The following is a 24525-nucleotide window of genomic DNA, read 5'->3' as shown; positions in this document are numbered from 1 at the left end:
GGGGCCGAAACGCGAGTATGGTCGACCAGGACGACGAACTCGCCGAGGCCGTCCGGGAGCTGACGCGGACCATCGACGACCTCCGTACCGAACTCCACGAGGAACTCGAGCCCCGTCGACGGCGGCCACCGCTCAGGCCGCCGACGCCGCGGGAACTGCTCGCGTTCACCGACGAGGTTGCGCTCCCCACTTTGCTGACGGTCCTCGAGTCGAGCGTCCGCGCGCTCGAGGCGTTCCAGCGTGGGCTCGAACTCGTTCGAACCCAACGGGACGTTCGGGATCGAACGGCACAGACCAGTACACAGGCCAGCGAGCGAGCGACAGCGCTTCGCCGGACGACGCTCTCACAACTGGACTCCGTCCTGGCCGAACTCCAGCGGGCTGCCTCCGAGGGGACGCTTCCTGCGGACGACCAGGCACGAGACCTGCTCTCGGAGGCCCGCGAACTCCGCGATGACGTCGACCGACGCCTCCGCGAGGCCACGAGCGAGCCATCGTCCGACGTCGTTTCAGCTACTGACGCCGTCCGAATAGACGTCGAAGACGGGCAGCCGACGGAGACGGTACTCGAGCCCGAGGAGTCCGACGAGCCGGAGTCGGCCGTCGACGTCGATGCCGAACTCGAGACGCTGAAAGATCGGTACGGCGCCGACGAGGATACTGGAGACGGCGACGAAGCCGGTAGCAATGTCTCCTCGGGCGAGACGGGAACGGACGCCGCCGATGGCTCAGAAGACGGGGACGACAGAAACGACGGGACAGGCAGCTCTGACGGCGAGGGAGACGGCTCTGGCGACGGGAGCGGTACGGACGAAAACGAGTGAGCGGACGACCGAGACGCTTCAGACGGGCTCGAAGCGGTAGCCGTCCCAGCGCTGGCTCTCGGGTTCGCGGATACCGGCACCGGGCTCGCGGAGTTCGTCCTCGTAGACGGCCCGAACCTGGTCGCCGGTTTCGACGTCACCGGTCGTGAGCTGGACGATCGCTCGCACCGACTCGTCCCCATCGTCGACCGCCTCGCTTACGTCGAACTCGACGATCGCGAGGTGGTTCGGCTCGCGAACGCCCGGCGGCGTCGCCGTACTCGTCGTCCAGGTGACGACCTCGGCGGTGTACTCGCTGAGGTCGATCGTCTCGACCGGCTCCGCGCCATCGGGACCGCGGGGGTGGCCGGGGTAGCTGATCGAACCGTCCTCGTATCGGGTTGCGTCCATCGTCATTGTGTTGCCTCCATGATCGTCGTGATGACACAGTTTCCGAAGCCGCCGACGTTACAGCAGAGCCCGACCTCGGCGTCGACCTGCCGAGGGCCAGCCTCGCCGACGAGTTGTTCGTAGATCTCGACCGCCTGAGCGACGCCGCTCGCCCCGAGGGGGTGGCCCTTCGATTTGAGCCCGCCGGAGGTGTTGACCGGCAGTTCGCCCGTGTCACGTTCCGTATAGCCCTCCTCGACGAGTTTCCAGGCTTCACCCTGCTCGGCGAAGCCGAGACCCTCCATCTGGAGGAACTCGAGGATGGTGAACATGTCGTGGAGTTCCGCGACATCGACGTCCTCGGGCTCGCGGCCGCTCATCTCGTAGGCGCCCGTCCCGCTCTCGACGACGCCACCCATGACGGTCGGATCCTCGCGTTCGTGGACGACGTGCGTGTCGGTCGCGCCGTCGATGCCCGTGATCACCGCGTACTCGTCGGTGTACTCTTCGGCGACCGATTCGGGACAGAGCATCAGCGCCGCCGAGCCGTCGGTGATCGGACAGAAGTCGTACAGCCGCAGCGGATCGGCGACGATCGGCGACTCGAGTGCGGTCTCCTTGTCGATCTCCTTGCGGAACTGCGCGTTGGGGTTGTCGACGCCGTTTTTGTGATTTTTCACCGCGACTTTCGCGAGGCTCTCTCGAGGTGCGTCGAAGCGCTCTAAGTAATGACGTGCGGTGAGACCGGCAAACGACGGCAACGTCACACCGGTTTTGTACTCCACCGGGTGGGTCAGCGACGCGATCACGTCGGTCGACTCGCCCGTCGTCCGGTGGGTCATCTTCTCACCACCAACGAGCATCGTCATCTCGCTCGCCCCGCTGGCGACCGACTGCCAGGCGGCATAGATGCCCGCACCGCCGCTCGAACTCGTCTGATCGATCCGCTGGGTGTAGGCAGGGACGGCGTCGATGTCGTGGGCGAGTGCGTTCATTACGCCGGTCTGGCCCTCGAACTCGCCGCTGGCCATATTCGAGACGTACAGGTGTTCGACCTCGCTTGCCTCGACGGCCGCATCCTCGAGACACTCGAGGGCGGCCTCCGAGAGGAGCTCGAGGATCCACTCGTCCTCGCGCTGCCCGAACTGGGTCATCGAGGCACCGATTACTGCGACACGTTCCATACCTGTTCCATCTCCGAACAGTGATTTATAAGGTAGGGTCCTGCTGACGAGTGGTTGATTCAACCCGTCGGTGGGCGGCTTCGGCTGACCCAGAGCGGATCGACCTGTGGCTTAGTCTGATGCCGACTCAGGCGACGGTGTTGCCAACTCGCTCGCACGCGAGCGGGCCTGTGCGATGATCGACGGCCGAGCCTCGAAGGTGACGAGAACGTCCGTCTCGGCGTAGGTTACGTCCTCGACGTTCGCGTTGTCGTGGATCCACGAGACGACGCTCATCGTGTCGTCGGTCATCGGCAGGACGAGCCGTTCGCGTTCCCACTCCGGCAGCTCGTAGTCGATGCGCTCGAGCAGCGTGTCGACGTTCGTTCCCCCCTTCGCGCTGACTGCGACGGGGTTCGGTGCGAGCGCCGAGAGGGCGGCTTTCTTCTCTGCGAGTTCGTCCTCGTCGACCCGATCGATCTTGTTGAGCACCGTCACGATTGGGGCCTCGTTTCGCTCGTAGAGGGTGTCGTGACAGGTGACGAGTTTCTCGTGAATCTCGTCGATCGGTTCGCTGACATCGACGACGAGCAAGACCAGATCGGCCCGGTAGACCGAGTCGAGCGTCGATTTGAACGACTCGACGAGCCAGTGGGGGAGGTCGCTGATGAAACCGACGGTGTCGGTCACCAGCACGTCCCGAGGATCGATGTCCGCGCGTCTGGTCGTCGTCCCGAGCGTGGTAAAGAGCTTGTCCTGGGACTCGGCCGTCGAGTCCAGGTCGGGATGGAGATCCTCGTTCTCGTCGACCTCGAGGTCTGTCGAGAGTCGACGTAACAGCGTCGACTTGCCGGCGTTCGTATAGCCAGCGAGCGCGACGAGGTCGAACCCGGAGTCACGCCGGCGCTCTCGCCGGTGCTGTTCGGTTTGCTCGATCTGTGCGAGTTCGTCTTTGATCCGGCTGATCTGCGCTTTGATGTCCCGCTCGCGGCTCTCATCGTACTCGCCGAGCCCCATGAAGCCGGGATGTTCATCTCGCTTTGCGAGGCTCGATTTCGCCTCGACGCGAGGTAGCTCATAGCGGAGTTCGGCCAGCTCGACCTGCAGTTGTGCTTTTCGCGTCTGGGCGCGCTGGCCGAAAATCTCGAGGATGAGCGTAAAGCGGTCGATCACTTCGACGCCTTCGGGGAGCAACTGGCCGAGGTTGTACGTCTGATAGGGACCCAGCCGGTTGTCGAAGATGACGGTCACAGCGTCGGCCACCGCGGCCTTCTCGGCGAGTTCGTTCGCTTTTCCCTCCCCAAGCTGGAGTGCCGGGTCGGCCTTTCGTGACTGCGTCACCTCGCCGACGACGCTGTACCCGGCAGCTTCAGCGAGTTCGGTGATCTCGCTCGTGTCGGGGGTCCCCGAATCGACGCGTTTTGCAACGATCGCTCTCATGATGGTACACCCCCCGGCACATGGAACCGGTCGGGCGCGCTCCAGCGCAGTGGCTCGTCGAATCGGGCGGCGACTCCACCGAGACACGTAGAGTCGCGTCTATCCCGCGACGCCGTTCGCCAGAGGGAGTCGGTCGGGCGGACGATGCTCGGTGTCTCGATCACGCTAACGATGCCGATCGAACACCTCCAGTTGGCAGTCGACGATCATGCCAACGAGTATGCAGCCAACGCTCTTCAATCCCGTGCTCGGACATCCCCCATAGCTGAAACGACCAGAATTGCTCCCTACCGGGTCTTGAGATCGTCTTTATCCTTGACAATCTGGGTCTCGGCTTCCCCGCTCGAGTGCTCGTTGACGACGTTGTAGAAGTCGTTTTGCATCCCCGCGGGGAACGTCACGGCCCCGACCCACGAGCCGTCGGGTTGCCACTCTTCGCGCACCAGATCGCCGAACTGTCTGACCTGAGCCTGGGCACTTCCAGCGTACTCGGCAGGTATCTGGACGGCAATGGTTACCTCCTCGAATCTGATCGGGATAACTGGTCGTAAGGCGTCGAGGGCATCGTCGACCTGACTCTCGACGGGTTCCATCGGATCGACCGTAAAGCCTGCCTCCTCTAGAGCGTTCTCGATTCGCTCTGGCGGGTGGGGAGCGTCGTCCATCTGGGGGTTGATCGCGTTTCGTGCGATCGTGTTGATCAGCTGTTTGCGCTTCTGTTCTTGCATCTCGCGACGCTGATCGGCCGTGATCTGGATCTCGCCGTCCTCGATTACCTGGGGGATAATCTCGAGCGGGTCCGTCGTATCGAAGACTTTCTCGAGGTCGTTCTCCGCGGGTCGGTCACCCCGTGAGGCGTCCTCGAAGACGTCCTCAGCGGCAATGACGTCCTCGAGTTCGTCGTCGAACTCGCCGCGTTTGATCGCGAGTGCCGCGTCCGGATCGACCAGCACCTCAAAGCGCGCCCCATGGGACTCGAGCCGAGCCGTCACCGCTTCGTCGAGTGATATCATACCGGTGAGTACCGGTGCCGGGTAAAAGAGCTTTTCCTGATACTATAGTCGATCGTGACTCGTGGAAAATCGACGGCCAGGGTCGGCCGAATCGCCGGTTCCGGACCGGTACTACCCGATTACGTTACTCGTCGTCCGACTCCGTCTCGAGCAGGTCGTTTTCTTCCAGGTGCTCGCCGATGCGGTCCTGGTCGAACTGCTCGAAGGATTCGGTCTCGACGTCGACGGTCGCCAGTCCGACCTCGCTGGGGAGCAAGGAGCCGTCGTTGACCGACGCGAGCGCGTCGAGTGCGAGCGAGATGCCGCCATCTAAGTCGGCTTCTGCGTCGTAGTTCTCCTCAAGGAAGTCCTGGAGTTCGCTTCGGTCGGCACCGACCGCCAGCGCCTTCCACTCGTAGGGCGTCCCCGAGGGGTCGGTCTCGAACAGGCGGGGTTCGCCGTTCTCGATGCCGCCGACGATCAGGGCGACGCCGAACGGGCGGGCGCCGCCGACCTGGGTGTACTGTTGGATGTGGTCGGTGACGTGCTTGGTCAGCGTCTCGACCCCGATCGGCTCGCCGTATCGGAGCTGGTTGACCTGTGCCTGTCGGCGCGCGAAGTCGATCAGCTGTCGGGCGTCGGCGACGTGGCCCGCGCTTGCGACACCGACGTGGTCGTCTGCTTTGTGAATCTTCTCGACGCTCGAGTCCTCGAGCAACGGCGACGGGACCCGCTTGTCGACCGCGAGGACGACGCCGTCTTGGGTTCGGACGCCGATGCTCGCCGTGCCGCGTTTGACCGCCTCGCGAGCGTACTCGACCTGGTAGAGTCGGCCGTCCGGTGAGAAGATCGTGATGCCTCGGTCGTACGCCTGCTGTTGGGCTTGTCCCTGCATAGTATCACGCTAAATCGTAATCGAGGTCTGTCGCGCCCGTGAACGCCTCATCGAGTCGTACGTCTGCAGATCCATCGCACACGACGGCGACTCGCTCTTCGTTCCCGAACACGACGTTTCTCTCTTCCGTGACTTGCCCACGGCGTCCTAAATAGTTTTCTTCAGCGGCACGGATCGTGCCACTGATACCGCGAATCCGGACCCCGACCGCTGCCCCGTCGATCTCGTCGATACAGGCGATCGCCGCTCGAGCCGGTTCTGTCTCGCCGCGACGGACCCTGACCAGCGCTTCACCCTCACCGTTGGCGAACGTGAATCTGATGACGGAGAGGTCGGCGGCCGCACTTCCTGGATCGCCAAGTAGGTTCTGACCGGCGTACCAGACTTCACGCTGGAACGCGCGTCGGTCGATCTCGGCGTCCGGCCACGCCTCGAGACCGATCGCGAGGTAGCGCCAGCGCGGCTGGAGGTGTTTGGGGAGGTGTTTCATTCGTCCTGCGCTGGCTTCGTCGGTGTCGCTGAATCGGATGGTGACCGCTCGGCGACGAGAACGCCGACCTGGTCGTGAACACGTTCGACGGCCGTCAGCGAGAAGCCGACGTCGGTGAAGGCGTCGGCGAGCAGACCGACGGTCGCGGGGTCGTCGACCGCCGGCGAGTAAAACGGCTCGTCGGGATCCGGCTCACCGAAGAACATTACATCGCCGAGAACGAACTTCCGGGGCTCGAGTTCGGCGATGACGGCGATCGCTTCCCGTTTCTCGGTATCCGAGAGGTGATGCATCGCGAAGTTCGAGGTGACGATGTCGACTGGCCCGTCGTAGGCGGGGTCCCGGAAGGTCCCGTAGTCGAACGCTACGTTCTCGAGGCCCTGTTCGGTGGCTTTCTCCGCCGCGCGCTCCATCATGCCGTCGCTGATATCGCGACCGACGACGCGCGTTGCGTCCGGAGCGAGCGCGAGTGCGATCGCTCCCGTTCCTGTCCCCAGATCGAGGACGACTTCGTCGGCCGCCGGCGCGGCGTGTTCGATCACCAGATTCGCACAGGCGCGGTACTCGTCGGCGTTCGACTCGTCGTACTCGTCTGCTAGCTCGTCGAACCGAGCGGCGTGGTCCTCAAGACTCTTCTTCATATCTCCCTCGTTTGACGCCCGGCTCAATGAACGACTCGGAGTGGATCCGCCGGTTGCGTTCCGCAAGTCGGCCCCATTCGGTCAGCCCCTCGTCGACGCCCGACTCGGAGAGTCCGATCTGATCGCCGACAGCTCGGAGTTCCCGGGGAGCACGGAGCTCGAGATGTGATCGGGGCGTTGCGCTCACTACGTACGGTGCGTCGTAGTAGTCGACCAACTCCCAGAGCTTGCGAAGCGACTGGACGGCCCGTACCCGCCGACCACCGTGGACCCGCAAGACGTTCGCGAGGTCGAACTCGAGACGAACGCCGTTCTCGACGGCGGCTTTCACCATGACGTGGTTGACATCGCCACGCCCGGCCATGGGATGGGCAAGGACATCCACCTTCTCGTTTTCGACGGCAAAGCGGTTCATCTGGTTCGTCCCGCCGGCCACGATAACGAGCGTCTCGTCAGTCCGGTAGTTACCTACCGCGCCGCCGGCTCGCTGGGGGTCGTCCGTTTGCACCTCGACGCCGGAAACGACGTCGACCCCGTAGGCCTCCTGGATCTCGTCGGGGTCGACGTCGGCTCGAGCGCTCGCGCCGTTGCGAACGACCACGCCCTCGAAGCCGTAGTCGGCCGCCGTCTTCGCGAACCGGGCGACCGTGCTCTCTCCGTCGGGATAGGCGTGGACGGCCTCGTACATACTCGAGCCTCTCGTGGCGGGGACTTGGGGTTTGCGTCACGCGACAGAGCCGGTCACCAGAAACGCGGCCGCGCCAGGGGAGGGCAGGACCCAACCGACACGCACCGCAAGCGATCGAAGGGAGCGAGAGCCGACGACTGATATGGGGAACACACCGTGTCCTGAACGGAAAAAGAGTGTTTCGATCAACCGGTTATCGGAGGAAAGCGCCCCGTAGGGAAGCTACGCTGCTGTCGGCGCGTCAAACTGTAGAGTACGGGGTTGTTAGTTGAGAATCGACTGGGCTACCGTCGCAAGCTGGCCGTTATCGGCCTCGCGAAGTCGGTCATCGCCGATCTTCAGGCGCAGACGGGGACGGCCGACGTCGATCGGGACCTTCTCGGTGTCGATCAGACCCATGTCCTCGAGTTTGGTTTTCGTTCGGCTGAACGTCGCCTTCGAGGCGATGCCGACGTCCTCACCCCACTTGCTGATGTCGTACAACAACGCCTCGTTTTTGGCGGCGACCAGCAGCGAAATCGTGACCTCGTCGAGTCCGTCGCCGTCGCCGCGGGCGGTCTCGAGCGAGTTCAGGATAGCGGTGAAGTCGTCCTCGGCACCGGGACTGATCTCGTCGGCCAGCGTCTCGCGGACGGCCGTGATCGGCGGGGTCCGGAGGTTGAACGTCGAGGCGTCGGCCCAGCGATCGGCGTAGGTGTCGTGGGTATCCGCGACGAAACTCGCGTCGTCGGTGGTGAGTCCACCGACGCGGTCGCCGGCGTGGACGACGGCGACGACGCGTTCATCGGTGACCAAAAGCGAGTTCTCGGGGGCTTCCTCGAGCGTTCGCAGGGCGAGGGCGTCCTCGCTGATGAGGTCAGCGGCGTTCGAGGCCACGATGAAGTCATCCATCACGTCTTTGAGCGTTCGTTCATCGGCGAGCATGTGGACCGACGGCACGGAGCCGTCGAAGTCGGTGGTGACGGCGACGAACTTTTCGATCGCATCCCACGACGGATTGACCATGTAGACGTCCCCACTCGCCTCCTCGAGAACTGTCTCGAGGATATCATCAATCTGGTGATTGAGTAAATTCGAGGCCATGCGTATACAGAACTAAACGGCCATCGAGTACTTAATTTTGGCGGCCGTTTGCACGGCATAACTTCTCATCTCTCGTGTCTACCGGTAATTTTTGTCTCAAATTGTATTGCTATTCCGACTCTATCGGCAGTTTCAGTCCCTCCAGTTCGACTTCCGATCCGATACACAACTCCGTGGATACGGTCCCAGTGGTGATCTGCTGAATCAGTCGATTGGATCGTCGACCTTTCCGGGTCCACGTCCGGCAGATGGCTGATGACGGAAATTATTTATGGCCGACCTGTTATCACACTAACGTATGGGTACGTGTCACCCTTGGCAATGGGGAGAGGCGATCGAACGCATACTAGCCGGGTCTCGGTCGAGTGAATCGCGAGCGTGGCAGCTACGGTCAGTGCGAGCACAACGAGTGAGTACGTACGGTGGACCCTAACAGCTAAACGCTTCTCCGAGATCCTCGGACCAGTAGAGGTCGCCGTTGTAGATCACCGACGCTTCGGTTTCTTTGAGCACCGTGGCGAGTTCCGATCGCGAGAGTTCGAACTGTGATTGTTGCCCACAGAGGTACGCGCGATCGTTGTTTTCGGTGTGTGGAAAGTAGTACGATCCAGTGATGCGAGCGGAATAGCAGTCGAATGTCACCTGATAGTGCTCGTCGCGACTGGTGGTGTTCTTGAGTGCCTCGATGGTCAGCGTCGTCGGTACGCGGTGTTCGCCCTGAGTGAGCGAGTGTGTTCCGTCACCGACGACCGCGTAGTCTTTGCCCATCATAATGCGTCGCCTCGCGAGTTGCATCGCTCGCTCGATGCTGAAGCCGTGAACGAGGAGTTTCGCGAACGTCGAACCGACTCGGACCGCGTGATCGTTCAGGACCTGAGTGATCGTAACGGCGCCAGCGACGCTACCGCGTTCGATCAGCGACGCCCCCTCGTAGAACGAGCCACACGCGTTGAGAAAGAACGTCTGGACGCGACAGCGGTCGATGCTCGAGGTCGAGAGGTACCCATCTGAACAGCGGAGTCCATCGGTTTCGCAGTGGCCGATGTAGTGAACGAAATCGTGATTGGATTCGAAAATGCGTGCGAGCTCTGCTGTTCGGAGTGACTCTTCGACGGTTACGTCCATCGGGAGTTCGTCGCTTCGTTGCCGATAGATTTCGGCGACGGTGGCACGTTCACCGGCCATGTCAGGATCGTTCAGGACGACTCGAATCGACGTCTGATCGCTGTTGCGTTCGAGGTACGCGAGTCGATTCTCGTAGGCAGCGGTTGTGGTTTTGAAGACATCGATTGGCACGCCGTCAGCGAGCCAGCCGTGGACGCGACCGTGACGGAGATGAGGTTTGACGACATCGACGGAGGCGACCTGTCCGTCGCTTGCCCGACACTGAGCCGACGGCTCTTCGCCTGGACGGACCTCGTCTCGAGGAGAAGTCGTCGTCTCGGCTCGACCCCGGTAGAACTCGTCGAGTGATCGCTCGACGAGTTCTCGTCCCGCTAGCTCGGAGGTGCGTGGCGTGTAGATTAGGCTCAACCGATCGAGCAAAAACGGCAGGGCTTCCAGTCGGTCGTAGCTGGGGGTGACGTACGTCGATAGATGCCACTCAGGCAGGTGGCTGTGAATCGCAGAAAACGGCACGTCGAGATACCCCGCAAGTCGCCGCTGTGGAGACGCCTCGTAAAGCGTCTCGGCGTTGAGACCGACCTCCTCGAGCAGCCACGACTCCGAGAGGCTCGTCCCGTACGGCCCGGCGTTTCGGACGAGACATTCGAGAAAGAACGTCTTCCTGAGCAGTCTGGTGACGGCTTCCTCGAGGTCGGGCATCCTCGGAAGTGGCTCGTCGACTCCGAACGCTGGAACGCGAAGTTGAGGTCGAAACGTGCGGTTCGTACTCGCTTCGATCGGCCGAACCGTCGCCTGGAGATAGTACGCAAGTGGTGCGACGACGTACACCGACTCGTAGTTCGGAGGTACGAAGAGTTCGATACCCGACTCCGGATTTCTCGCCTGAACGCACTCAGGGACGTCGAGACGATCTCCCGACTCGAGCAGGGGCGGATGGCCCCGGAGTGTCGGATAGGTGCGGTCTGGACTCGAGGTTTTGTGTGAGGCAGCCAAATATGTCACTGCCCGCGCAAGCGCGATCGGTGAGTCGGGAACGGTAATGCTTTCGGCAGGGAGTTCGTGTCGGCTGCGGAACCCGAGGACGACGCGCGTCAGCTCCGGGAACGAGACGACGATCGATTCGAAGTCTGCGGTTCGTTCGATCGTCGCCGTGCTGGTGAACCGAAGGTAACTCTTGATCTCCGTATCGACGTCGACGACGTACTCGCGAGCCGGCAACGAGAGCGGTTCGCCCTGTGGATCCAGCTCGTATCGTTCGTCTGACTCGAGTGCGAACGCGTAGACGACGGCATGTGGAAACTCGAGCGATCGTGCAGTGACGCAGATCGTTTCGTCGACTGGCCGGGAAACGTCACTCTCCGTGTCGTCGACGGTGACGTCTTCGCCGCATATCACTACTTCGGCGTTGTCTGCGTCCGTGACCCGAAGCCCACGGGAAGTCATCTCCCACTCGATCATTCAGTAACTCGAATGGCGACCATAGGTTTTAGTTGTATCGATCGGAAATAACCAACAATATCCAAGTTCTGGTAACGTTGCGGCGCTTCTGAACGGGAAAGGTACACTTATACAGCCGCCAGTCGCCACATCGCACATGGAGCACGAGCACGTTCGGGAGGTCGATCCCGCCGTTGCCGACGCACTCGAAGGAGAGGTAACCCGCCAGCGAGAGTCGCTGCAGATGATCGCAAGCGAGAACCACGTCAGCCGCGCCGTCGTCGACGCACAGGGGAGCGTCCTGACGAACAAGTACGCCGAGGGCTATCCCGGATCGCGCTACTATGGCGGCTGTGAGTACGCAGACGAGATCGAACGACTCGCGATCGATCGTGCGACAGAGCTGTTCGGCGCCGAGCACGTTAACGTCCAGCCTCACTCCGGCACGCAAGCCAACCAGGCCGTTTACTTCGCAATGTTGGAGCCCGGCGACAAGATCCTCTCGCTCGATCTGACTCATGGGGGCCACCTCAGCCACGGCCATCCGGCAAACTTCGTCGGCCAGTTCTACGACGTCGAGCAGTACGAGGTCGATGCGGAGACGGGCTACCTCGACTACGAGGGGCTCGCCGACCTCGCCGGCGAGTTCGACCCCGATATCATCGTTTCGGGGTACTCTGCGTACCCGCGTGATATCGACTGGGAACGGATTCAAGACGTCGCCGACGACGTCGACGCGCTTCACCTCGCGGACATCGCCCACATCACAGGACTGGTCGCCGCGGGTGTCCACTCCTCGCCGGTCGGCGTCGCGGACTTCGTCACCGGCTCGACCCACAAGACCATCCGCGCCGGCCGCGGCGGGATCGTCATGTGCAACGAAGAGTACGCCGACGACATCGACGCCGCCGTCTTCCCCGGCGGTCAGGGTGGCCCGCTCATGCACAACGTCGCCGGCAAGGCCGTCGGGTTCAAAGAAGCCCTCGAGCCGGAATTCGAGGAGTACGCCGAACAGACCGTCGCGAACGCGAAGGCACTCGGCGAGCGTCTCGTCGAGAACGGGTTCTCGCTGGTTTCCGGCGGCACCGACAACCACCTGGTGCTCGTCGACCTGCGTGAGAGCCACCCCGAGACGACCGGTGGCGACGCCGAGGTCGCTCTCGAAGAAGCGGGAATCGTTCTCAACGGCAATACGGTGCCCGGCGAGACGCGCTCGGCGTTCGACCCGTCGGGAATCCGTGCCGGTACGCCGGGGCTGACTACCCGCGGTTTCGACGAGGACGACTGTCGAACGGTCGCCGACCTGATCACTCGCGTGGTCGACGCTCCCGACGACGAGGCTGTCATCGAGGAGGTCCGCGAGGAAGTCGCGACGCTGTGTGAGGCGAACCCACTTTATGAGTAGACACAGCACGCGAGGGTGGAATGACCGGAACGAAAGGGTACCGACGCCGTAGCGACTGGGGCGAGCCATACCCACACACCTATCCACGAGCGTGCGCATACGCGAGCACGAATAGCCGCATTTTGGGCACGAACCCGAGCGTTGAATAGCGTCGCGGTCACCAACTCGAGTGATGACCGAGATTATCGACGGCAAGGCCGTCGCGAGCCAGCTCCGCGAGGACTTACAGGATGCGATCGAGACGCTCGCCGACGCGGGTGCACGCCCCGGTCTGGCGACGGTGTTGATGGGTGAGGACCCTGCGAGCCAGACGTACGTAAACATGAAACAGCGGGACTGCGAAGAGGTCGGAATCGACGGGATCCACGTCGAGATCGACGGCGACGCACCCGCCGAGGAACTCTACGACGCCATCGCGGATCTGAACGCTGATGACGACGTCCACGGTTACATCGTCCAGTCGCCCGTCCCGGACCACGTCGACTACCGTGACGTGATCGACCGCGTCGACCCCGCAAAAGACGTCGACGGCTTCCACCCCGAGAACGTCGGCCGGCTCGTCGCCGGCGACGCCCGCTTTCGCCCCTGTACGCCCCACGGCGTCCAGAAGCTGCTCGAGTCGGTCGACGTCGACCTCGAGGGCGCGGACGTAACCATCGTCGGCCGATCCGACATCGTCGGCAAGCCGCTGGCCAACCTCCTGGTTCAAAAGGCCGACGACGGGAACGCAACGGTAACGGTCTGTCACTCCCGAACCGAGAAGTTAGTCGAGAAAACCCGCCGTGCTGACATCGTCGTTGCCGCGGCCGGCGTCCCCGAACTCGTCGACGGCTCGATGGTCGGCGAGGGTGCCGTCGTAATCGACGTCGGAGTCAACCGCGTCGAGGCCGACACCGAGAAGGGCTACGAACTCGTCGGTGACGTCGAGTTCGAGAGTGCGAAAGCGAAGGCCAGCGCGATCACGCCCGTCCCTGGCGGCGTCGGGCCGATGACCCGTGCGATGTTGCTCTACAACACCGTCAAAGCCGCGAGCCTCCAGGAAAACGTCGACGTGGACCTGCCCTGATCGCCCGTTCTGTCGTGTCCGTTACTCGAGTAAGTCTCCCTCGAGGGACTCGAGGCGTTCCTGTGCCTCTGAGAACGCGACGTCGTCTCCCCGAAGCCCGTTTGCGAGGTGTCGTGTCGCCTGGATCAACCGCTCGGCCGACTGGGGGTCGACGTCGCCGTCGAGCACCCGAAAGCGTTTGGCGTGTTCGCCGAGCGTCTCGAGGGCGCTTCGTTCGTCCGGCGTCAGCGTTCGGCCTTCCGTCCAGGTTCGAACGTCGCGGCGGTAGTCCCGAACGGCGTTCGCGTAGGCGAGTCCGCGTCCCGACCGGAGCGAACGTGGCACTTCTTCGACAGGCGGCCGCTTACCGTCGTCTGCATCGCGTAACAGCGAGAGAAAATAGAGTTCTTCGTGTTCGGCCAGCGACCGTTCCCGGGCGACGACGTCCGCGACGTACAGCAGTTCGCTCGCGGCGAGGTACGTGTCGTCCAGTTCGCGAAGATCACCTGCGTTGACGAACCCGCGTTGACGGACGTATTCGCGACACGCCTTTTGGGCCCGCTCGCCGAGTTCGTCGTGAGCAGCGTCGTCGACGTCGTTGCGAACGGCGGTCAGGTCGAACTCAACCTGAAGGTCGGTATGTTCGGTTCGCTCGTCCAAACCGACGCTGTGGAGGCTCCCACAGGCCGGACAGCCAACACTCCCCGTCTCGTAGTACGACCAGCGAGTTCCACACTCCGTGCACTCGCGCTCACCACGGATCTTCATACAAGCGCGTACGCGCGACAGGGGAAAAGGCTTCACGGAGTACCGACGGGTCGCATGAGTGCCAAGGGGGCGTCCGCTGTCTACGCGAAAACCGGGCGGCAGTCGCTGCCCACTCGAGCACATCGAGGCTGTTTACGCCTCGCGACGACCGAACCGTCTCAGCCGCCGAAACGCTCTCGAGCGTTGTAACGAACGTTGTTGGCCGTGTTCGGCCGAACAACGGCTCACAAAGGGCGGGTCCAGCAGGTGATTGTCACGGCTGATGGGGAGCCGAGATGACAATAGTACCGTGATTCCGTCTGCCCGGGAATCGTTTCGTGGATACACCACCGGCACACGCTCGATCGTTTCCGTCACAACTGCCGATTTCTCGAGGGGGTTCCGGGCTGACACCCGACTATCGAATCAAAGTATGTACGGTTGATTCGATGGACAGTTTGTGTTCGTTCACACTCAGGAGTTTGGAGGAGACGTACAACAGGTGATTAAGATACGGCAGTTGCAGGCCGTAGTGCAACCAACGGGAACGTTCTATCGAGAGATATGTCCCATCCGGAACTGAACCGGCGGAAGTTCGTTATTGCAGCAGGTACGGCGAGTACACTGGCGCTGGCAGGATGTGCCGACGACGGTCCTGGCGATGAAGAGGAAGAAGACCCGGATACAGCGGACGACGACCCGATGGACGACGACGAAGATCCGGGCGTTGACGACGAAGCAGATGATGAAGAAGACGACGAAGACGAAACTTACTCTTTGACGGTTACGGTCGAAGACGAAGATGGCGACCCCGTCGAAGGGGCAACCGTCGAACTCGAGGAGGACGAGGAAGACGATGACGATGACGATGACGATGACGAAGACGACGACCTGATGGACGATGAGGACGACGACGAAGCGGATGATGACGAAGACGACGACCTGATGGACGATGAGGAAGACGACGAAGCGGACGATGACGATGACGACGACCTGATGGACGATGAGGAAGATGACGAAGCGGACGACGAAGACTTCGAAGACGAGACCGACGAAGACGGCCAGGTCGAATTCGAGGACCTCGAGGATGGCGAGTACACGGTCCACGCAGAATACGAGGGTGAAGAAGCCGAGGAGGACGTCGAAATCGACGGCGACGACGAGGAAGTCACGCTGACGCTTGGCGAGGAGGCTGACGACGCAATGGACGATGGGGACGATGACGAAGCCGATGACCTGATGGACGACGAAGACGAAGACGACGCGCTCTAACCGGCATCTCCTCGAATCGATCGCTAGACGACCACTCAAACTGCCTCAGTCGGTTCCGGATCGACCGATCCATCGAAGCCGTCTGGGGGCTCGAGATGCCTGTCTCGTTCGCGAACGGGTCTGCACACGGTTATCTGAGTCCGAACAGCGGTACCTACACGAGGCCACAGCGACAGTGAAAAGGCAAGACGTGCGTGTGACGCTGCTGGGACCCACACACTGTCGGCCGAACCAGTCAAATCGACCCGTGCGAGCAGTAAACCGCCACCGTCAGCGACCGATTTTTTGCTCGGTAGACAGTAGGTCTACCTATGCGAGACGAAGAAGACGTCCGTGAACAGTACGAATTTCTAAAAGAACATCTCGAGAGCGAGGAGATGAACCACGACGGCGTCGAGCAGATGTTCACTTACTACAAGCGGGCACTGGGGTGGGTGCTCGAGGAAGAACACATGTAGAATCAGTCACCGGACGTATCACTTCTCCATCCTGTGTCGATATCTTTAAGTAGTACCAGCGGAATCTTTCAGTTGACGCTTCGCTTGGAGGGCCGAAGCGTCAGCGGGGACCAATTCAGGGCGGCAAGCGATCGCGTGGCGTTTTTCCCGCCACGCGATTTGCTTTCCTGTTTACTATGCCGTGTTGAATAGATACTGAGTCACGGTTACAGCGGCTCACAGAGTGGTTCTATGTTCGAGATGGCGAACATGAGGATGATTTCACGGAACTGTCGATACCAGCCGAGCGCTCGCACGGCATCGCCGAGCGAGCGCTTTGTTGTCGAATACGAAGTCTCGGCCATCCAGCGCTGAGAATAGCCTTTTGTCCGGATGAGCGCGTTATGTCCCACCGTCAACGGTCTCGATCCACGCTGTAAGATGAGTGGCTCGACACCGAGTGCGTAGAACTCGTATTTCGTGATCCAGTTGTGGAACGCTTTGTCAGCAGCCACGGACAGCAGGTCGTCCGCGTTCCGGCGGACGACCTGCGGCCCGGTCTTCGTATCGTGTTTCCACCGGGCCGAAATATGTACGTCAAGGACGGCAAGAGACTCTCTGTCGGTTAATGTCGTCACTTTCAGTGTTTGAACGTTACTTCCCGACCGCTGGCGATAGTACGACGAGGCCGAGCGGCGGTCGAAGAACGTGCTGTCGAGTGCTGCATGTCCGGACTGCGGGTGCTGCTGCGCTGAAACGCGCAGCAGCGCCCGCCACACCCACATTTTCAGCCGGTCGAACGATTTGTAGATCGTGGTGTAGTCCGGTAGATCGTCTCGATCTAAGTCGAGTGCGTCACGAATCTCGGCCATATACTTCAGCCGATTCGGCGTTTCGCGGTAGCTATGGTCTTCTTCGAGACGAAAACAGTGCAGAACGACGTGTTTCCAGCGGGCGAACCCGCCGCTGGCGGGCTCGCCCGCGTGTTTCCCCAACGCTTGTTTGACTAGGTGCCGACACTGCTCAACGAAGTCGAGGAGATCGACTTCCATGGATAGAATCGATTTCCTCGGCTTCGTCCTTCTACTCCGCGATATGAGCGGATTAGATCGCTATTCAACACGGCAGTTTACTACATTACTGAGCTACCGCGTCGTTTCAACGAGAACTGATCGACTATAGTAACAACTGCACCGGTGTGTACACTGATCGCCGATCCGTCTGGCGAGCAGGTGCGCACTGACGTGCAGTGGCTGCTATAGCAACCGAGTTACCGCCGAAGAATTATCCAGTGACCCATTCACCTGACCGTAGACATGAACTTGCCGTTACGTATCTCCGTGGGGTCGATCCGTCACTGGAGTTATCTTTCGATCTGAGTCGCCGACGCTGTACTCGTCGGTAATAGTCCGGTTTCGATCGAAACGACCCGATACTCTTATTAAAATTCGACAGTAAGTACGGGTGGTACGTTTCCAATGTACGACCTGACAGGATTCCAGCGCGATCTGCTCTACGTCATCGCTGGCGAGGAGGAACCACACGGACTGGCGATCAAAGAGGAACTCGAGAACTACTACGAAAAGGAGATTCACCACGGACGACTGTATCCGAATCTCGACACGCTCGTCGACAAGGGCCTCGTCGAGAAGGGGCGTCGTGACCGTCGGACGAACTTCTATACGCTCACCCGTCGTGGTCGACGGGAACTCGAGGCTCGCCGCGACTGGGAAGCCCAGTACGTCGACCTGTAACGCGTGCGCCTGGCACGAACGGGTACAGCGCTCGTCGGTCTGATACTCGGTCTCCTCGTGAGCGTCGCTGCCTGGATCTACTTCGAGACGCTGCTGTTGTTTCTGTTCCTCCCGTTCGTCCCGTTTCTCTTTACACGGCGGGGCCGCGAGCAACAGCCCCGTTCGGTCCGGCAGTGTCCACGATGTAACTTCCAGACAGCGGACCCGGACCACGAGTTCTGTCCACGCGACGGTTCCAGATTGCGACAGTGACCGGGACACCTCGATACCTTACCAGTGACATCCCTGACCGCCGTCACCCGTCTGGATACAGAATACAAGCAGAATATCTCGGGGCTCGACCCCGAGGCGATTCACACTGTCACCCTGATGAGTGAGTTGCCGCTGAGAAATCAACACGACCGAGACTCACACGGAGGAACCCCCGCCGTCGGGCTGTGCCAGATTTGCTGCGGGATGTTTGCTCCCAGCCTGGTTACAACGAGGAGGGTCTCAGAGCACGGTGTTCTTATTCGGCGACACCGTGGCGTCCGTTCCGATCGACATACGGTGGACGCGGATGGACGTTTTTGATCGCTTTCACCACGATCGAAGCATTTCATCGAGTCTTTATGTACGGACGTCGCACTGGCGTTCATGGACCGAAACACGGTCGAACCCCAGGTCGAAACGGTTCCTGGCCAGCGAGCGAAGCGCTGGGCCGAGTACCACCACCAGTTTGCCGCCCCCAGCACCTACGTCTACGAGTTCGTCTGGGATACGAGCGCCGACGCGATCGGCCCATTCTGTACGGACGTCGACGGAAACGTCCTGCTCGATTTCACGAGTCACGTCGCCGCTGCCCCGCTCGGGTACAACAACCCACACCTCCGCGAGAAACTCGAGGCGTTCGACCTCGTCGATCCCTCCAAGATTGCCGGCCAGGACTTCTACGTCAGCAACGGTGGTTCGCCGACCGACACCGACCTTCCCGGCCCGAGCCAGCTGATGGACCGACTGCTCGAGACGGTCGGCCAGTACGACATGGACCGGGTCTTCCTCTCGAACTCCGGCGCTGAGGCCGTCGAGAACGCGATCAAGATCTGTTATGCAGGCGGCGGTCACCGAGCGTTCACTTTCGATGGTGCGTTTCACGGACGAACACTCGGTGCACTCTCGCTCAATCGATCGAAGGCCGTCCACCGAACGGGATTCCCCGAAGTCCCCGGCGTCGTCGCCCTTCCGTATCCGTCAACCGACGAGGAGTACGAGACCAACTGGCGAACCGACGGTCCCGGCGGCAACGTCCTCGCCGACAAACTCCATCCCGAACGGGGCGTGATCGACCCCGACGAGGTCGCCTACGTGATCCTCGAGCCGATTCAAGGCGAAGGCGGCTATCGACCCGCCCACCCGGCTTTCGCTCGCGACCTCGAGGCGCTTCGACACCGCTATGACCTGCGAGTCGTCGCCGACGAGATCCAGTCCGGAATCGGCCGAACCGGCGAGCTGTGGGCCGTCGACCACCTCGAGCTGACCCCCGACGTTATCACGAGTGCGAAGGGATTGCGCGTCGGTGCCACGATCTCTCGGTCGGATGTCTTCCCGGAGGAGGAAAGCCGAATCTCCTCCACCTGGGGTGCCGGTGACATCGTCGGTGCTCTCCAGGGCGCGCTCACCCTCGAGGTGCTCCAGGAGACTGACGTCCTCTCGAACGTTCGCGACCGAGGCGAGGATCTCCGGGCTCGACTCGAGGACGAGGTCGACGTCCGACCGGAACTGCTCGAGGTTCGGGGCCGCGGGCTCATGCTCGCCGTCGAATTCGACACCAAAGCCCGCCGCGACGACGTCCTCGAGGCCGCGTTCCGCCGCGGATTGCTCACGCTCGGCTGTGGCTACAAGACCCTTCGCCTGCTCCCGCCGCTCGACGTTACCGCGCGAGAGGTCGACCTCGGGATGGAACTGCTGTGTGAGGCGATCGACGAGGTCACGTCGACGGCCTGAGCCCACGATACTGGTGATCGATCTGCCTCTTGAGTTACCATCCCCCGAGCGAAGAGCTACGGAAATCCCCTCAGGTCGTCCGTCGAAAAGTCGACCGGATCAGTCGACAGCGTCGCTTACAGGCGGAGCAGCGCAATGCCACGGCCTGAAGGCCGTGGATACGCGCGTAAGCTTGATTGGGCTGTATCCCGTAAACGGCAGTACCGGAGTTCCCATGTTGAGAAACGCCGTCTTCGACGGCACTACGGCTTCGCCGTGACTTCTCACGTGGTAACAAATCCGATCGAACCAGTCCACGACGTAACACTAAGCGGAACCCAGTTCCGCGAGGGCAGCGGAATCTTCGATTCCGCCAGACTTCGGGTGACGCGAATCGTGGTACCGTGCGGGCTGAATACCCCGCCGTGGAGCGACGAGCGGTATTCGTCGCGTCGAAACGCCGACCGCGCGTCGGACGGAAGGCCCGTTTGGCCGGGCTAGACGCGCTGCAACGCACGTCCTTGGTCACAACTGGACGGCGACCGTCGACGTGGGACGCGAAAGCGTACTTCGCCACCGAGGAAACGCGCAACCTTGAACTCCGCTTCGCGGATTCCCGCGTCTTCAGGCGCGGGAGGAGGTCAATCCTCGCGCAGTTCGTTCACGTGGTCGATCCGTTGCTGGACGAGGTCGGGCTTGCCGATGTCGTGGCGCATGTGCAGGCCCTCGTCGCCGGCGACTGCCAGCGCGTCCTCGGCGATCTCCTCGGCTTCGGTGATCGAGTCGGCGACGCCGACGACGGCGAACGACCTCGAGGTGGTCGTGTAGATGTCGTCGTCGCGTTCGTCGACGCTGGCGTAGTAGAGCAGAGCGTCACCGGCACTCTTTTCATCAACCTTGACTTTCGCACCGGCCTCGGGATCGGTCGGGTAGCCCTCGGGCACGGCGTACTTACAGACGGTCGCCTGGTCGGCGAACTCGAGATCGGGCAGCGACTCGCCGTCGCGAGCGGCCGTGAGCACGTCGAGGAAGTCCGTCTCGAGGACGGGCAGGGTGTTCATCGCCTCGGGGTCACCAAAGCGGGCGTTGAACTCGATGACCTTCGGCCCCTCGCTGGTGAGCATGAACTGCCCGTAGAGGATGCCGCGGTAGTCCTCGAGGGCGTCGACGACGGCGTCGATGATTTCGACGGCCGCCTCGTAGTCGTCGGCGGTCATGAAGGGGAGTTCTCGAGTCGCATCGGAGTAGCTGCCCATGCCGCCGGTGTTCGGTCCCTCATCGCCCTCGTAGGCCCGTTTGTGGTCCTGGACGGCCGGGGCGGTACGGAACTCGCCGTTAGCGACGAACGCCTGGACGGTGAACTCCTCGCCGATCAGCCGTTCCTCCAGGACGATCCGGTCGTACTCGGAGTCGCGGATGTACTTCTTGCCTTCCTCGGCGGTGACCTGGTCGCCGATGACTTTGACGCCCTTGCCGCCGGTGAGACCGGCGGGCTTGATCGCGAGGTCGCCGTCGTACTCGTCGATGAACTCACAGGCGGCCTCCATCTCGTCGAACGTCTCGAAATCCGGGTTGCCAGGAACGTCGTTCTCGGCCATGAATCGGCGCTGAAACGCTTTGTCCGTCTCGATGCGGGCGTCGGCTTCCTTCGGACCGAAGGCGTAGATGCCGGCCGCCTCGAGCGCGTCCGCGACGCCGGCCTCGAGGGGCGCTTCGGGACCGACGACGGCGATGTTGGCCGCGACCGATTCGGCGTACTCGACGACTGCGTCGGAATCGGTCGTCTCGAGCGTCTGGAAGTCCTCGGCGATGCGGGCGATGCCCGGGTTGCGGTTGCCCGCACAGGCGTAGAGGGCTGCGTCGCTACCGTCCAAGGCGCGGGCGATGGCGTGTTCGCGGCCACCACCGCCGATCAGGAGCACCGTCTCTGTCATGGTCGATAGCGGAACGCACGAACCTGTAAACGTTGCTCTTTGTCCGAGCCGAATGTATGCACGAACGTGCACTGCTCGAGGATGTGCGAGCGACCGGTTTCACGCGTAAAACAGCGGTGGCCGTCGGTCACCGCCGAACTCCTCGTCCGGCAGGTACGGCTCGAGTGCCGTCTCGTCTGCATCACCGAGCAACTGGTCTATAACGTCGACTGCAGCCTCGCGGTGGAGTGGTTGGTTGTCGTTGCCACACTGATCGTCCATCACGCAGGCCGGACAGCCGCCGACGGTCCCACAGTCACAGCCTGCGATCAGCTCCCTGGCTCGCTCTGCGACGGCTTCGTAGTTGTCGTAGATGGCCCGCGCAAAGCCGAGGCCACCTTCGATGCCGTCGTAGACGAACCAGCCGCTGGCTGGCTCGCGCTCGAGGCCCATCGCGATCTCCCTGACCGTCGCTTCGGCGGCCGCGATGTTTCGCGGCGCGCCGGCTGTGTTGGCCGGGTCCGCCCCCGACGAGCCGCCTCGAGCGGCCTCGTCCGAAGTCACGTCCTGGTCGAGGTGAGAGTCGACCGAAAGCGTCGCCAGCCCACCCAGATCGCGTTTGTCGACCATCAACTCGAGCGGGGCGACGCCGATGATTGCGTGTTCGGCGGCGTGTAACCCGCCCGCGTAGCCGAGATGGGCCGTCTCCGCGAGACCATCCTCGAGATCGGGAACCGAGAACTCGCGATGTTTCTCGACGAGTGCGCGTTCGACGTGTTTGGGAACCTCGAGCCAGCACAGTTGCGTCTCCATCGACAGCGGCGGGTTCTCGGTGGGGATCGCCTGTGATTTCGTCATCCCGTCGTGGATGCCGACCTCGTCGTACCTGCCGTGGTAGACGAGCACCCGACCGCGGCCGAAGTGTAGGGTAAACTCACCGATATCCCGTGATTCCTCCGACACCGCATCCAGAACTGTCACGTCGGTTCGGGTGCGCGTGTAGTAGTCGACGTTCGTCGGTCGAACCGTCACCGACGGCCGCGGCGAACTGTGATCGACGGTGACGACCTCGTACTGCTGGCCCTGATGGAGTCGCACTGCCCCCTCGTGGAAGTCCCGGAGGACGCGTTCTCTGGCGAGTGGCTCCATCTCCGGGTCGTACTGCTCGTCGACACCGTCGGCCAGTCGAACCTCGTACTCCTCACCGGCCGTCGCGTACAGCGAGATCGATTGCTGTGGCCGGGGCGACCCCACATAAGAGACCCCGGCCTCGAGTGCGCCGGTTAGCTGCCCGGCCCGACGCCACATCTCGACGGCGCGCTCGAGTCGGTCGCGGTCGGCGAACGATCCTGCGTCGTCTTCGCTAAGTGCCAGTTCGTCTGTGGCACACCGGACGTGCTGGGCGAAGACGGCGTCGTTCTCGACGTCGACGACCGCATCTTCGACGTCGGCTTCGAGCAGGTACTCCGGATTCGAGACGACGTACTGATCGAGCGTACGGTGTTCGGCGACGAGTACCGAGAGCGCGCGTTTCGTCCCTCGGCCGGCACGGCCGATCTGTTGCCAGAAGGACTGGCGCTGACCCGGATAGCCCAGCTGGACCGTCGCGTCCATCTCGCCGACGTCGATCCCCAACTCGAGGGCGTTGGTCGAGGCGACGCCATCCAGCAGTCCCGTCTTCAGCTGGTGTTCGGTGCCGTGGCGTTGTCGGCGCGAGTGGCCGGCGTGGTAGGGTTCGATCGCACTCCCCCGGTCGGGGTTCACGTAGGTGCGTCGGTTGTCTCCTCGGAACTTCGCGGCCCGCTTAACCGACAGCTCGGCGAGCTTTCTCGAGGGCGTAAACAGCAACGTCTGAGCGTCGTGGTACGCCAGGTGTGAGAGAATCCGCGGCGCTTCGACGGTCGCTGGGACGCGCTCGAGGATGGCAGTGGCGTCCGCTTCGGTGGCACGCTCACCCGTGTCGTTCTCGTCCGTCTCGGCCCACTCGTCGCGGTCGTCGCCTGTGTCCTGGTGCGCTCGAGGCGGCGGGTTCCACAGCACCAGTTCGCGCGGACCCGTCGGCGAGCCGTCGTCGTCGATCACGGTTACGGGCTCGTCGATCAGGGCTTCGGAGTGCTCACCCGGGTTACCGATCGTCGCGCTCGTGAGGACGTACTGGGGGTCACAGTCGTAGTACGACAGGACACGTTTGAGTCGGCGGATGATCCAGGCGACGTGCATCCCGTGGATGCCAGTGTAGGTGTGTGACTCGTCGATCACCACGAGATCACACGCCGAGAGGAAACGAGCCCAGCGGTCGTGATCGTGCAGATACGTGTTCACGCCCGCGAAGTTCGTGATGATGACGTCCGCCTCCTCACGGATCCGCCGTCGGTTCTCGCCGTACTCGGTGTCGCCGTCGTAGACCCGAACCGTGATCTCGAGGTCCAGTGCCTCGAAGAAGTCGTTCAAACTCCGTTCTTGATCTCGCGAGAGCGCCTTCGTCGGATAGAGCAGGTACGCGGTCGACTCCTCGCTTCGAGCCCGCGCCTCGAGGACGTGACGGGCGATCTGGAGGGCGTAGATGCGCGTCTTCCCCGAGGACGTACTCGTCGCGACGCAAACGTGCTGTCCGTGGGCGAGGGCGGAGAGTGCCTCGGCCTGGTGGCTGTAGAGCGGATTCTCGAGTGCTTCCGCGAGTTCCGGCCGGAGTACGTCGGTGGGCGGAACCGTCTCGGCCTCCCGCCCCGGCAACTCGAGGACAGTCACGTCATCCCCATCGCGGTAACGCGGAAACGTCTCGAGGAGACCCTCGCCCGTGATCGAGACGTCAGTCGTGTCGGTTGATGATCGCTTGTTCATCG

The 24525-nt window shown here is 62.3% G+C and carries 22 protein-coding genes; 8 read left to right on the top strand and 14 right to left on the bottom strand.

Features of this window, described 5'->3' with window-relative positions:
* Positions 1-17 precede the first annotated feature (17 nt).
* Positions 18-824: a DUF7547 family protein gene (locus AArc1_RS10855; RefSeq protein WP_117364387.1), complete on the top strand. Its 807-nt coding sequence runs from the start codon at positions 18-20 to the stop codon at positions 822-824.
* Positions 825-842: 18 nt separating this feature from the next.
* Here AArc1_RS10855 and AArc1_RS10850 read toward each other — a convergent pair whose 3' ends face one another.
* The 10 genes from AArc1_RS10850 to AArc1_RS10805 form a co-directional block, all read right to left on the bottom strand.
* Complete coding sequence (locus AArc1_RS10850) at positions 843-1220, bottom strand: nucleic acid-binding protein (RefSeq protein ID WP_117364386.1); 378 nt, start codon at positions 1218-1220, stop codon at positions 843-845.
* Complete coding sequence (locus AArc1_RS10845; protein ID WP_117364385.1) at positions 1217-2377, bottom strand: thiolase family protein; 1161 nt, start codon at positions 2375-2377, stop codon at positions 1217-1219. The genes AArc1_RS10850 and AArc1_RS10845 overlap by 4 nt, the downstream gene beginning before the upstream one ends.
* Positions 2378-2488: 111 nt before the next feature.
* A complete protein-coding gene (hflX, locus tag AArc1_RS10840; protein WP_117364384.1) occupies positions 2489-3796 on the bottom strand; it encodes a GTPase HflX in 1308 nt (435 codons plus the stop codon).
* A 287-nt stretch (positions 3797-4083) separates the two neighbouring features.
* Positions 4084-4809 (bottom strand): ribosome assembly factor SBDS, encoded by a 726-nt coding sequence (locus AArc1_RS10835; protein WP_117364383.1) that lies wholly within the window; start codon positions 4807-4809, stop codon positions 4084-4086.
* A 124-nt stretch (positions 4810-4933) separates the two neighbouring features.
* Complete coding sequence (gene psmA, locus AArc1_RS10830; RefSeq protein WP_117364382.1) at positions 4934-5683, bottom strand: archaeal proteasome endopeptidase complex subunit alpha; 750 nt, start codon at positions 5681-5683, stop codon at positions 4934-4936.
* Between the two features lie 4 nt (positions 5684-5687).
* Positions 5688-6173, bottom strand: coding sequence for an Rpp14/Pop5 family protein (locus tag AArc1_RS10825; RefSeq protein ID WP_117364381.1), 486 nt, complete (start codon positions 6171-6173; stop codon positions 5688-5690).
* Complete coding sequence (locus AArc1_RS10820) at positions 6170-6814, bottom strand: class I SAM-dependent methyltransferase (protein WP_117364380.1); 645 nt, start codon at positions 6812-6814, stop codon at positions 6170-6172. Before AArc1_RS10820 ends, AArc1_RS10825 begins: the two co-directional genes overlap by 4 nt.
* On the bottom strand, positions 6798-7502 hold the full coding sequence (locus AArc1_RS10815) for an RNase P subunit p30 family protein (RefSeq protein WP_117364379.1): 705 nt from the start codon (positions 7500-7502) through the stop codon (positions 6798-6800). Before AArc1_RS10815 ends, AArc1_RS10820 begins: the two co-directional genes overlap by 17 nt.
* Before the next feature lie 264 nt (positions 7503-7766).
* Positions 7767-8585, bottom strand: a complete 819-nt coding sequence (gene tbsP, locus AArc1_RS10810; protein WP_117364378.1) for a transcriptional regulator TbsP — start codon at positions 8583-8585, stop codon at positions 7767-7769.
* A 429-nt stretch (positions 8586-9014) separates the two neighbouring features.
* Positions 9015-11168: a hypothetical protein gene (locus AArc1_RS10805; protein ID WP_117364377.1), complete on the bottom strand. Its 2154-nt coding sequence runs from the start codon at positions 11166-11168 to the stop codon at positions 9015-9017.
* Between the two features lie 136 nt (positions 11169-11304).
* On the opposite strand from AArc1_RS10805, the gene glyA reads away from it, so the two are divergent.
* On the top strand, positions 11305-12552 hold the full coding sequence (gene glyA, locus AArc1_RS10800; protein WP_117364376.1) for a serine hydroxymethyltransferase: 1248 nt from the start codon (positions 11305-11307) through the stop codon (positions 12550-12552).
* A gap of 172 nt (positions 12553-12724) precedes the next feature.
* Complete coding sequence (locus AArc1_RS10795) at positions 12725-13618, top strand: bifunctional methylenetetrahydrofolate dehydrogenase/methenyltetrahydrofolate cyclohydrolase (protein WP_117364375.1); 894 nt, start codon at positions 12725-12727, stop codon at positions 13616-13618.
* Positions 13619-13639: 21 nt separating this feature from the next.
* On the opposite strand, the gene AArc1_RS10790 is transcribed toward AArc1_RS10795, so the two are convergent.
* Entirely contained in the window at positions 13640-14365 is a 726-nt protein-coding gene (locus tag AArc1_RS10790; protein ID WP_117364374.1) for a DUF7117 family protein, read from the bottom strand.
* Between the two features lie 543 nt (positions 14366-14908).
* Between AArc1_RS10790 and AArc1_RS10785 the strand changes: the two genes are divergently transcribed.
* A complete protein-coding gene (locus AArc1_RS10785) occupies positions 14909-15616 on the top strand; it encodes a hypothetical protein (RefSeq protein WP_117364373.1) in 708 nt (235 codons plus the stop codon).
* A 311-nt stretch (positions 15617-15927) separates the two neighbouring features.
* Positions 15928-16074, top strand: a complete 147-nt coding sequence (locus AArc1_RS19060) for a hypothetical protein (protein WP_186336590.1) — start codon at positions 15928-15930, stop codon at positions 16072-16074.
* A 206-nt stretch (positions 16075-16280) separates the two neighbouring features.
* Here the strand turns inward: AArc1_RS19060 and AArc1_RS10780 are convergent, their stop codons facing one another.
* Entirely contained in the window at positions 16281-17105 is an 825-nt protein-coding gene (locus tag AArc1_RS10780) for an IS5 family transposase (protein ID WP_117363389.1), read from the bottom strand.
* 426 nt (positions 17106-17531) lie between these two features.
* On the opposite strand from AArc1_RS10780, the gene AArc1_RS10775 reads away from it, so the two are divergent.
* From AArc1_RS10775 to AArc1_RS10765, 3 genes are all read left to right on the top strand, one after another.
* A complete protein-coding gene (locus AArc1_RS10775) occupies positions 17532-17807 on the top strand; it encodes a PadR family transcriptional regulator (protein WP_117364372.1) in 276 nt (91 codons plus the stop codon).
* A gap of 3 nt (positions 17808-17810) precedes the next feature.
* The gene (locus AArc1_RS10770; RefSeq protein WP_117364371.1) at positions 17811-18059 is read left to right on the top strand and encodes a hypothetical protein; all 249 of its coding nucleotides are present in this window, start codon (positions 17811-17813) and stop codon (positions 18057-18059) included.
* Between the two features lie 384 nt (positions 18060-18443).
* Positions 18444-19790: an aminotransferase class III-fold pyridoxal phosphate-dependent enzyme gene (locus AArc1_RS10765; RefSeq protein ID WP_117364370.1), complete on the top strand. Its 1347-nt coding sequence runs from the start codon at positions 18444-18446 to the stop codon at positions 19788-19790.
* Between the two features lie 620 nt (positions 19791-20410).
* Here the strand turns inward: AArc1_RS10765 and purD are convergent.
* Complete coding sequence (gene purD, locus AArc1_RS10760) at positions 20411-21703, bottom strand: phosphoribosylamine--glycine ligase (protein WP_117364369.1); 1293 nt, start codon at positions 21701-21703, stop codon at positions 20411-20413.
* Positions 21704-21802: 99 nt separating this feature from the next.
* Positions 21803-24523, bottom strand: a complete 2721-nt coding sequence (locus AArc1_RS10755) for a DEAD/DEAH box helicase (RefSeq protein WP_117364368.1) — start codon at positions 24521-24523, stop codon at positions 21803-21805.
* Positions 24524-24525 lie beyond the last annotated feature (2 nt).

The sequence above is a fragment of the Natrarchaeobaculum sulfurireducens genome (assembly GCF_003430825.1).
Taxonomy (GTDB): Archaea; Halobacteriota; Halobacteria; order Halobacteriales; family Natrialbaceae; genus Natrarchaeobaculum; species Natrarchaeobaculum sulfurireducens.
The sequence above is the reverse complement of the archived record's forward strand: the minus strand, read 5'-3'. Positions and strand labels throughout refer to the sequence as shown.

What these genes read in the sequence shown, in the direction of transcription:
- AArc1_RS10855 (WP_117364387.1), top strand. Translation starts at nt 18, where the DNA reads ATGGTCGACCAGGACGACGAACTCGCCGAGGCCGTCCGGGAGCTGACG.
- AArc1_RS10850 (WP_117364386.1), bottom strand. Translation starts at nt 1,220, where the DNA reads ATGACGATGGACGCAACCCGATACGAGGACGGTTCGATCAGCTACCCC.
- AArc1_RS10845 (WP_117364385.1), bottom strand. Translation starts at nt 2,377, where the DNA reads ATGGAACGTGTCGCAGTAATCGGTGCCTCGATGACCCAGTTCGGGCAG.
- hflX (WP_117364384.1), bottom strand. Translation starts at nt 3,796, where the DNA reads ATGAGAGCGATCGTTGCAAAACGCGTCGATTCGGGGACCCCCGACACG.
- AArc1_RS10835 (WP_117364383.1), bottom strand. Translation starts at nt 4,809, where the DNA reads ATGATATCACTCGACGAAGCGGTGACGGCTCGGCTCGAGTCCCATGGG.
- psmA (WP_117364382.1), bottom strand. Translation starts at nt 5,683, where the DNA reads ATGCAGGGACAAGCCCAACAGCAGGCGTACGACCGAGGCATCACGATC.
- AArc1_RS10825 (WP_117364381.1), bottom strand. Translation starts at nt 6,173, where the DNA reads ATGAAACACCTCCCCAAACACCTCCAGCCGCGCTGGCGCTACCTCGCG.
- AArc1_RS10820 (WP_117364380.1), bottom strand. Translation starts at nt 6,814, where the DNA reads ATGAAGAAGAGTCTTGAGGACCACGCCGCTCGGTTCGACGAGCTAGCA.
- AArc1_RS10815 (WP_117364379.1), bottom strand. Translation starts at nt 7,502, where the DNA reads ATGTACGAGGCCGTCCACGCCTATCCCGACGGAGAGAGCACGGTCGCC.
- tbsP (WP_117364378.1), bottom strand. Translation starts at nt 8,585, where the DNA reads ATGGCCTCGAATTTACTCAATCACCAGATTGATGATATCCTCGAGACA.
- AArc1_RS10805 (WP_117364377.1), bottom strand. Translation starts at nt 11,168, where the DNA reads ATGATCGAGTGGGAGATGACTTCCCGTGGGCTTCGGGTCACGGACGCA.
- glyA (WP_117364376.1), top strand. Translation starts at nt 11,305, where the DNA reads ATGGAGCACGAGCACGTTCGGGAGGTCGATCCCGCCGTTGCCGACGCA.
- AArc1_RS10795 (WP_117364375.1), top strand. Translation starts at nt 12,725, where the DNA reads ATGACCGAGATTATCGACGGCAAGGCCGTCGCGAGCCAGCTCCGCGAG.
- AArc1_RS10790 (WP_117364374.1), bottom strand. Translation starts at nt 14,365, where the DNA reads ATGAAGATCCGTGGTGAGCGCGAGTGCACGGAGTGTGGAACTCGCTGG.
- AArc1_RS10785 (WP_117364373.1), top strand. Translation starts at nt 14,909, where the DNA reads ATGTCCCATCCGGAACTGAACCGGCGGAAGTTCGTTATTGCAGCAGGT.
- AArc1_RS19060 (WP_186336590.1), top strand. Translation starts at nt 15,928, where the DNA reads ATGCGAGACGAAGAAGACGTCCGTGAACAGTACGAATTTCTAAAAGAA.
- AArc1_RS10780 (WP_117363389.1), bottom strand. Translation starts at nt 17,105, where the DNA reads ATGGAAGTCGATCTCCTCGACTTCGTTGAGCAGTGTCGGCACCTAGTC.
- AArc1_RS10775 (WP_117364372.1), top strand. Translation starts at nt 17,532, where the DNA reads ATGTACGACCTGACAGGATTCCAGCGCGATCTGCTCTACGTCATCGCT.
- AArc1_RS10765 (WP_117364370.1), top strand. Translation starts at nt 18,444, where the DNA reads ATGGACCGAAACACGGTCGAACCCCAGGTCGAAACGGTTCCTGGCCAG.
- purD (WP_117364369.1), bottom strand. Translation starts at nt 21,703, where the DNA reads ATGACAGAGACGGTGCTCCTGATCGGCGGTGGTGGCCGCGAACACGCC.
- AArc1_RS10755 (WP_117364368.1), bottom strand. Translation starts at nt 24,523, where the DNA reads ATGAACAAGCGATCATCAACCGACACGACTGACGTCTCGATCACGGGC.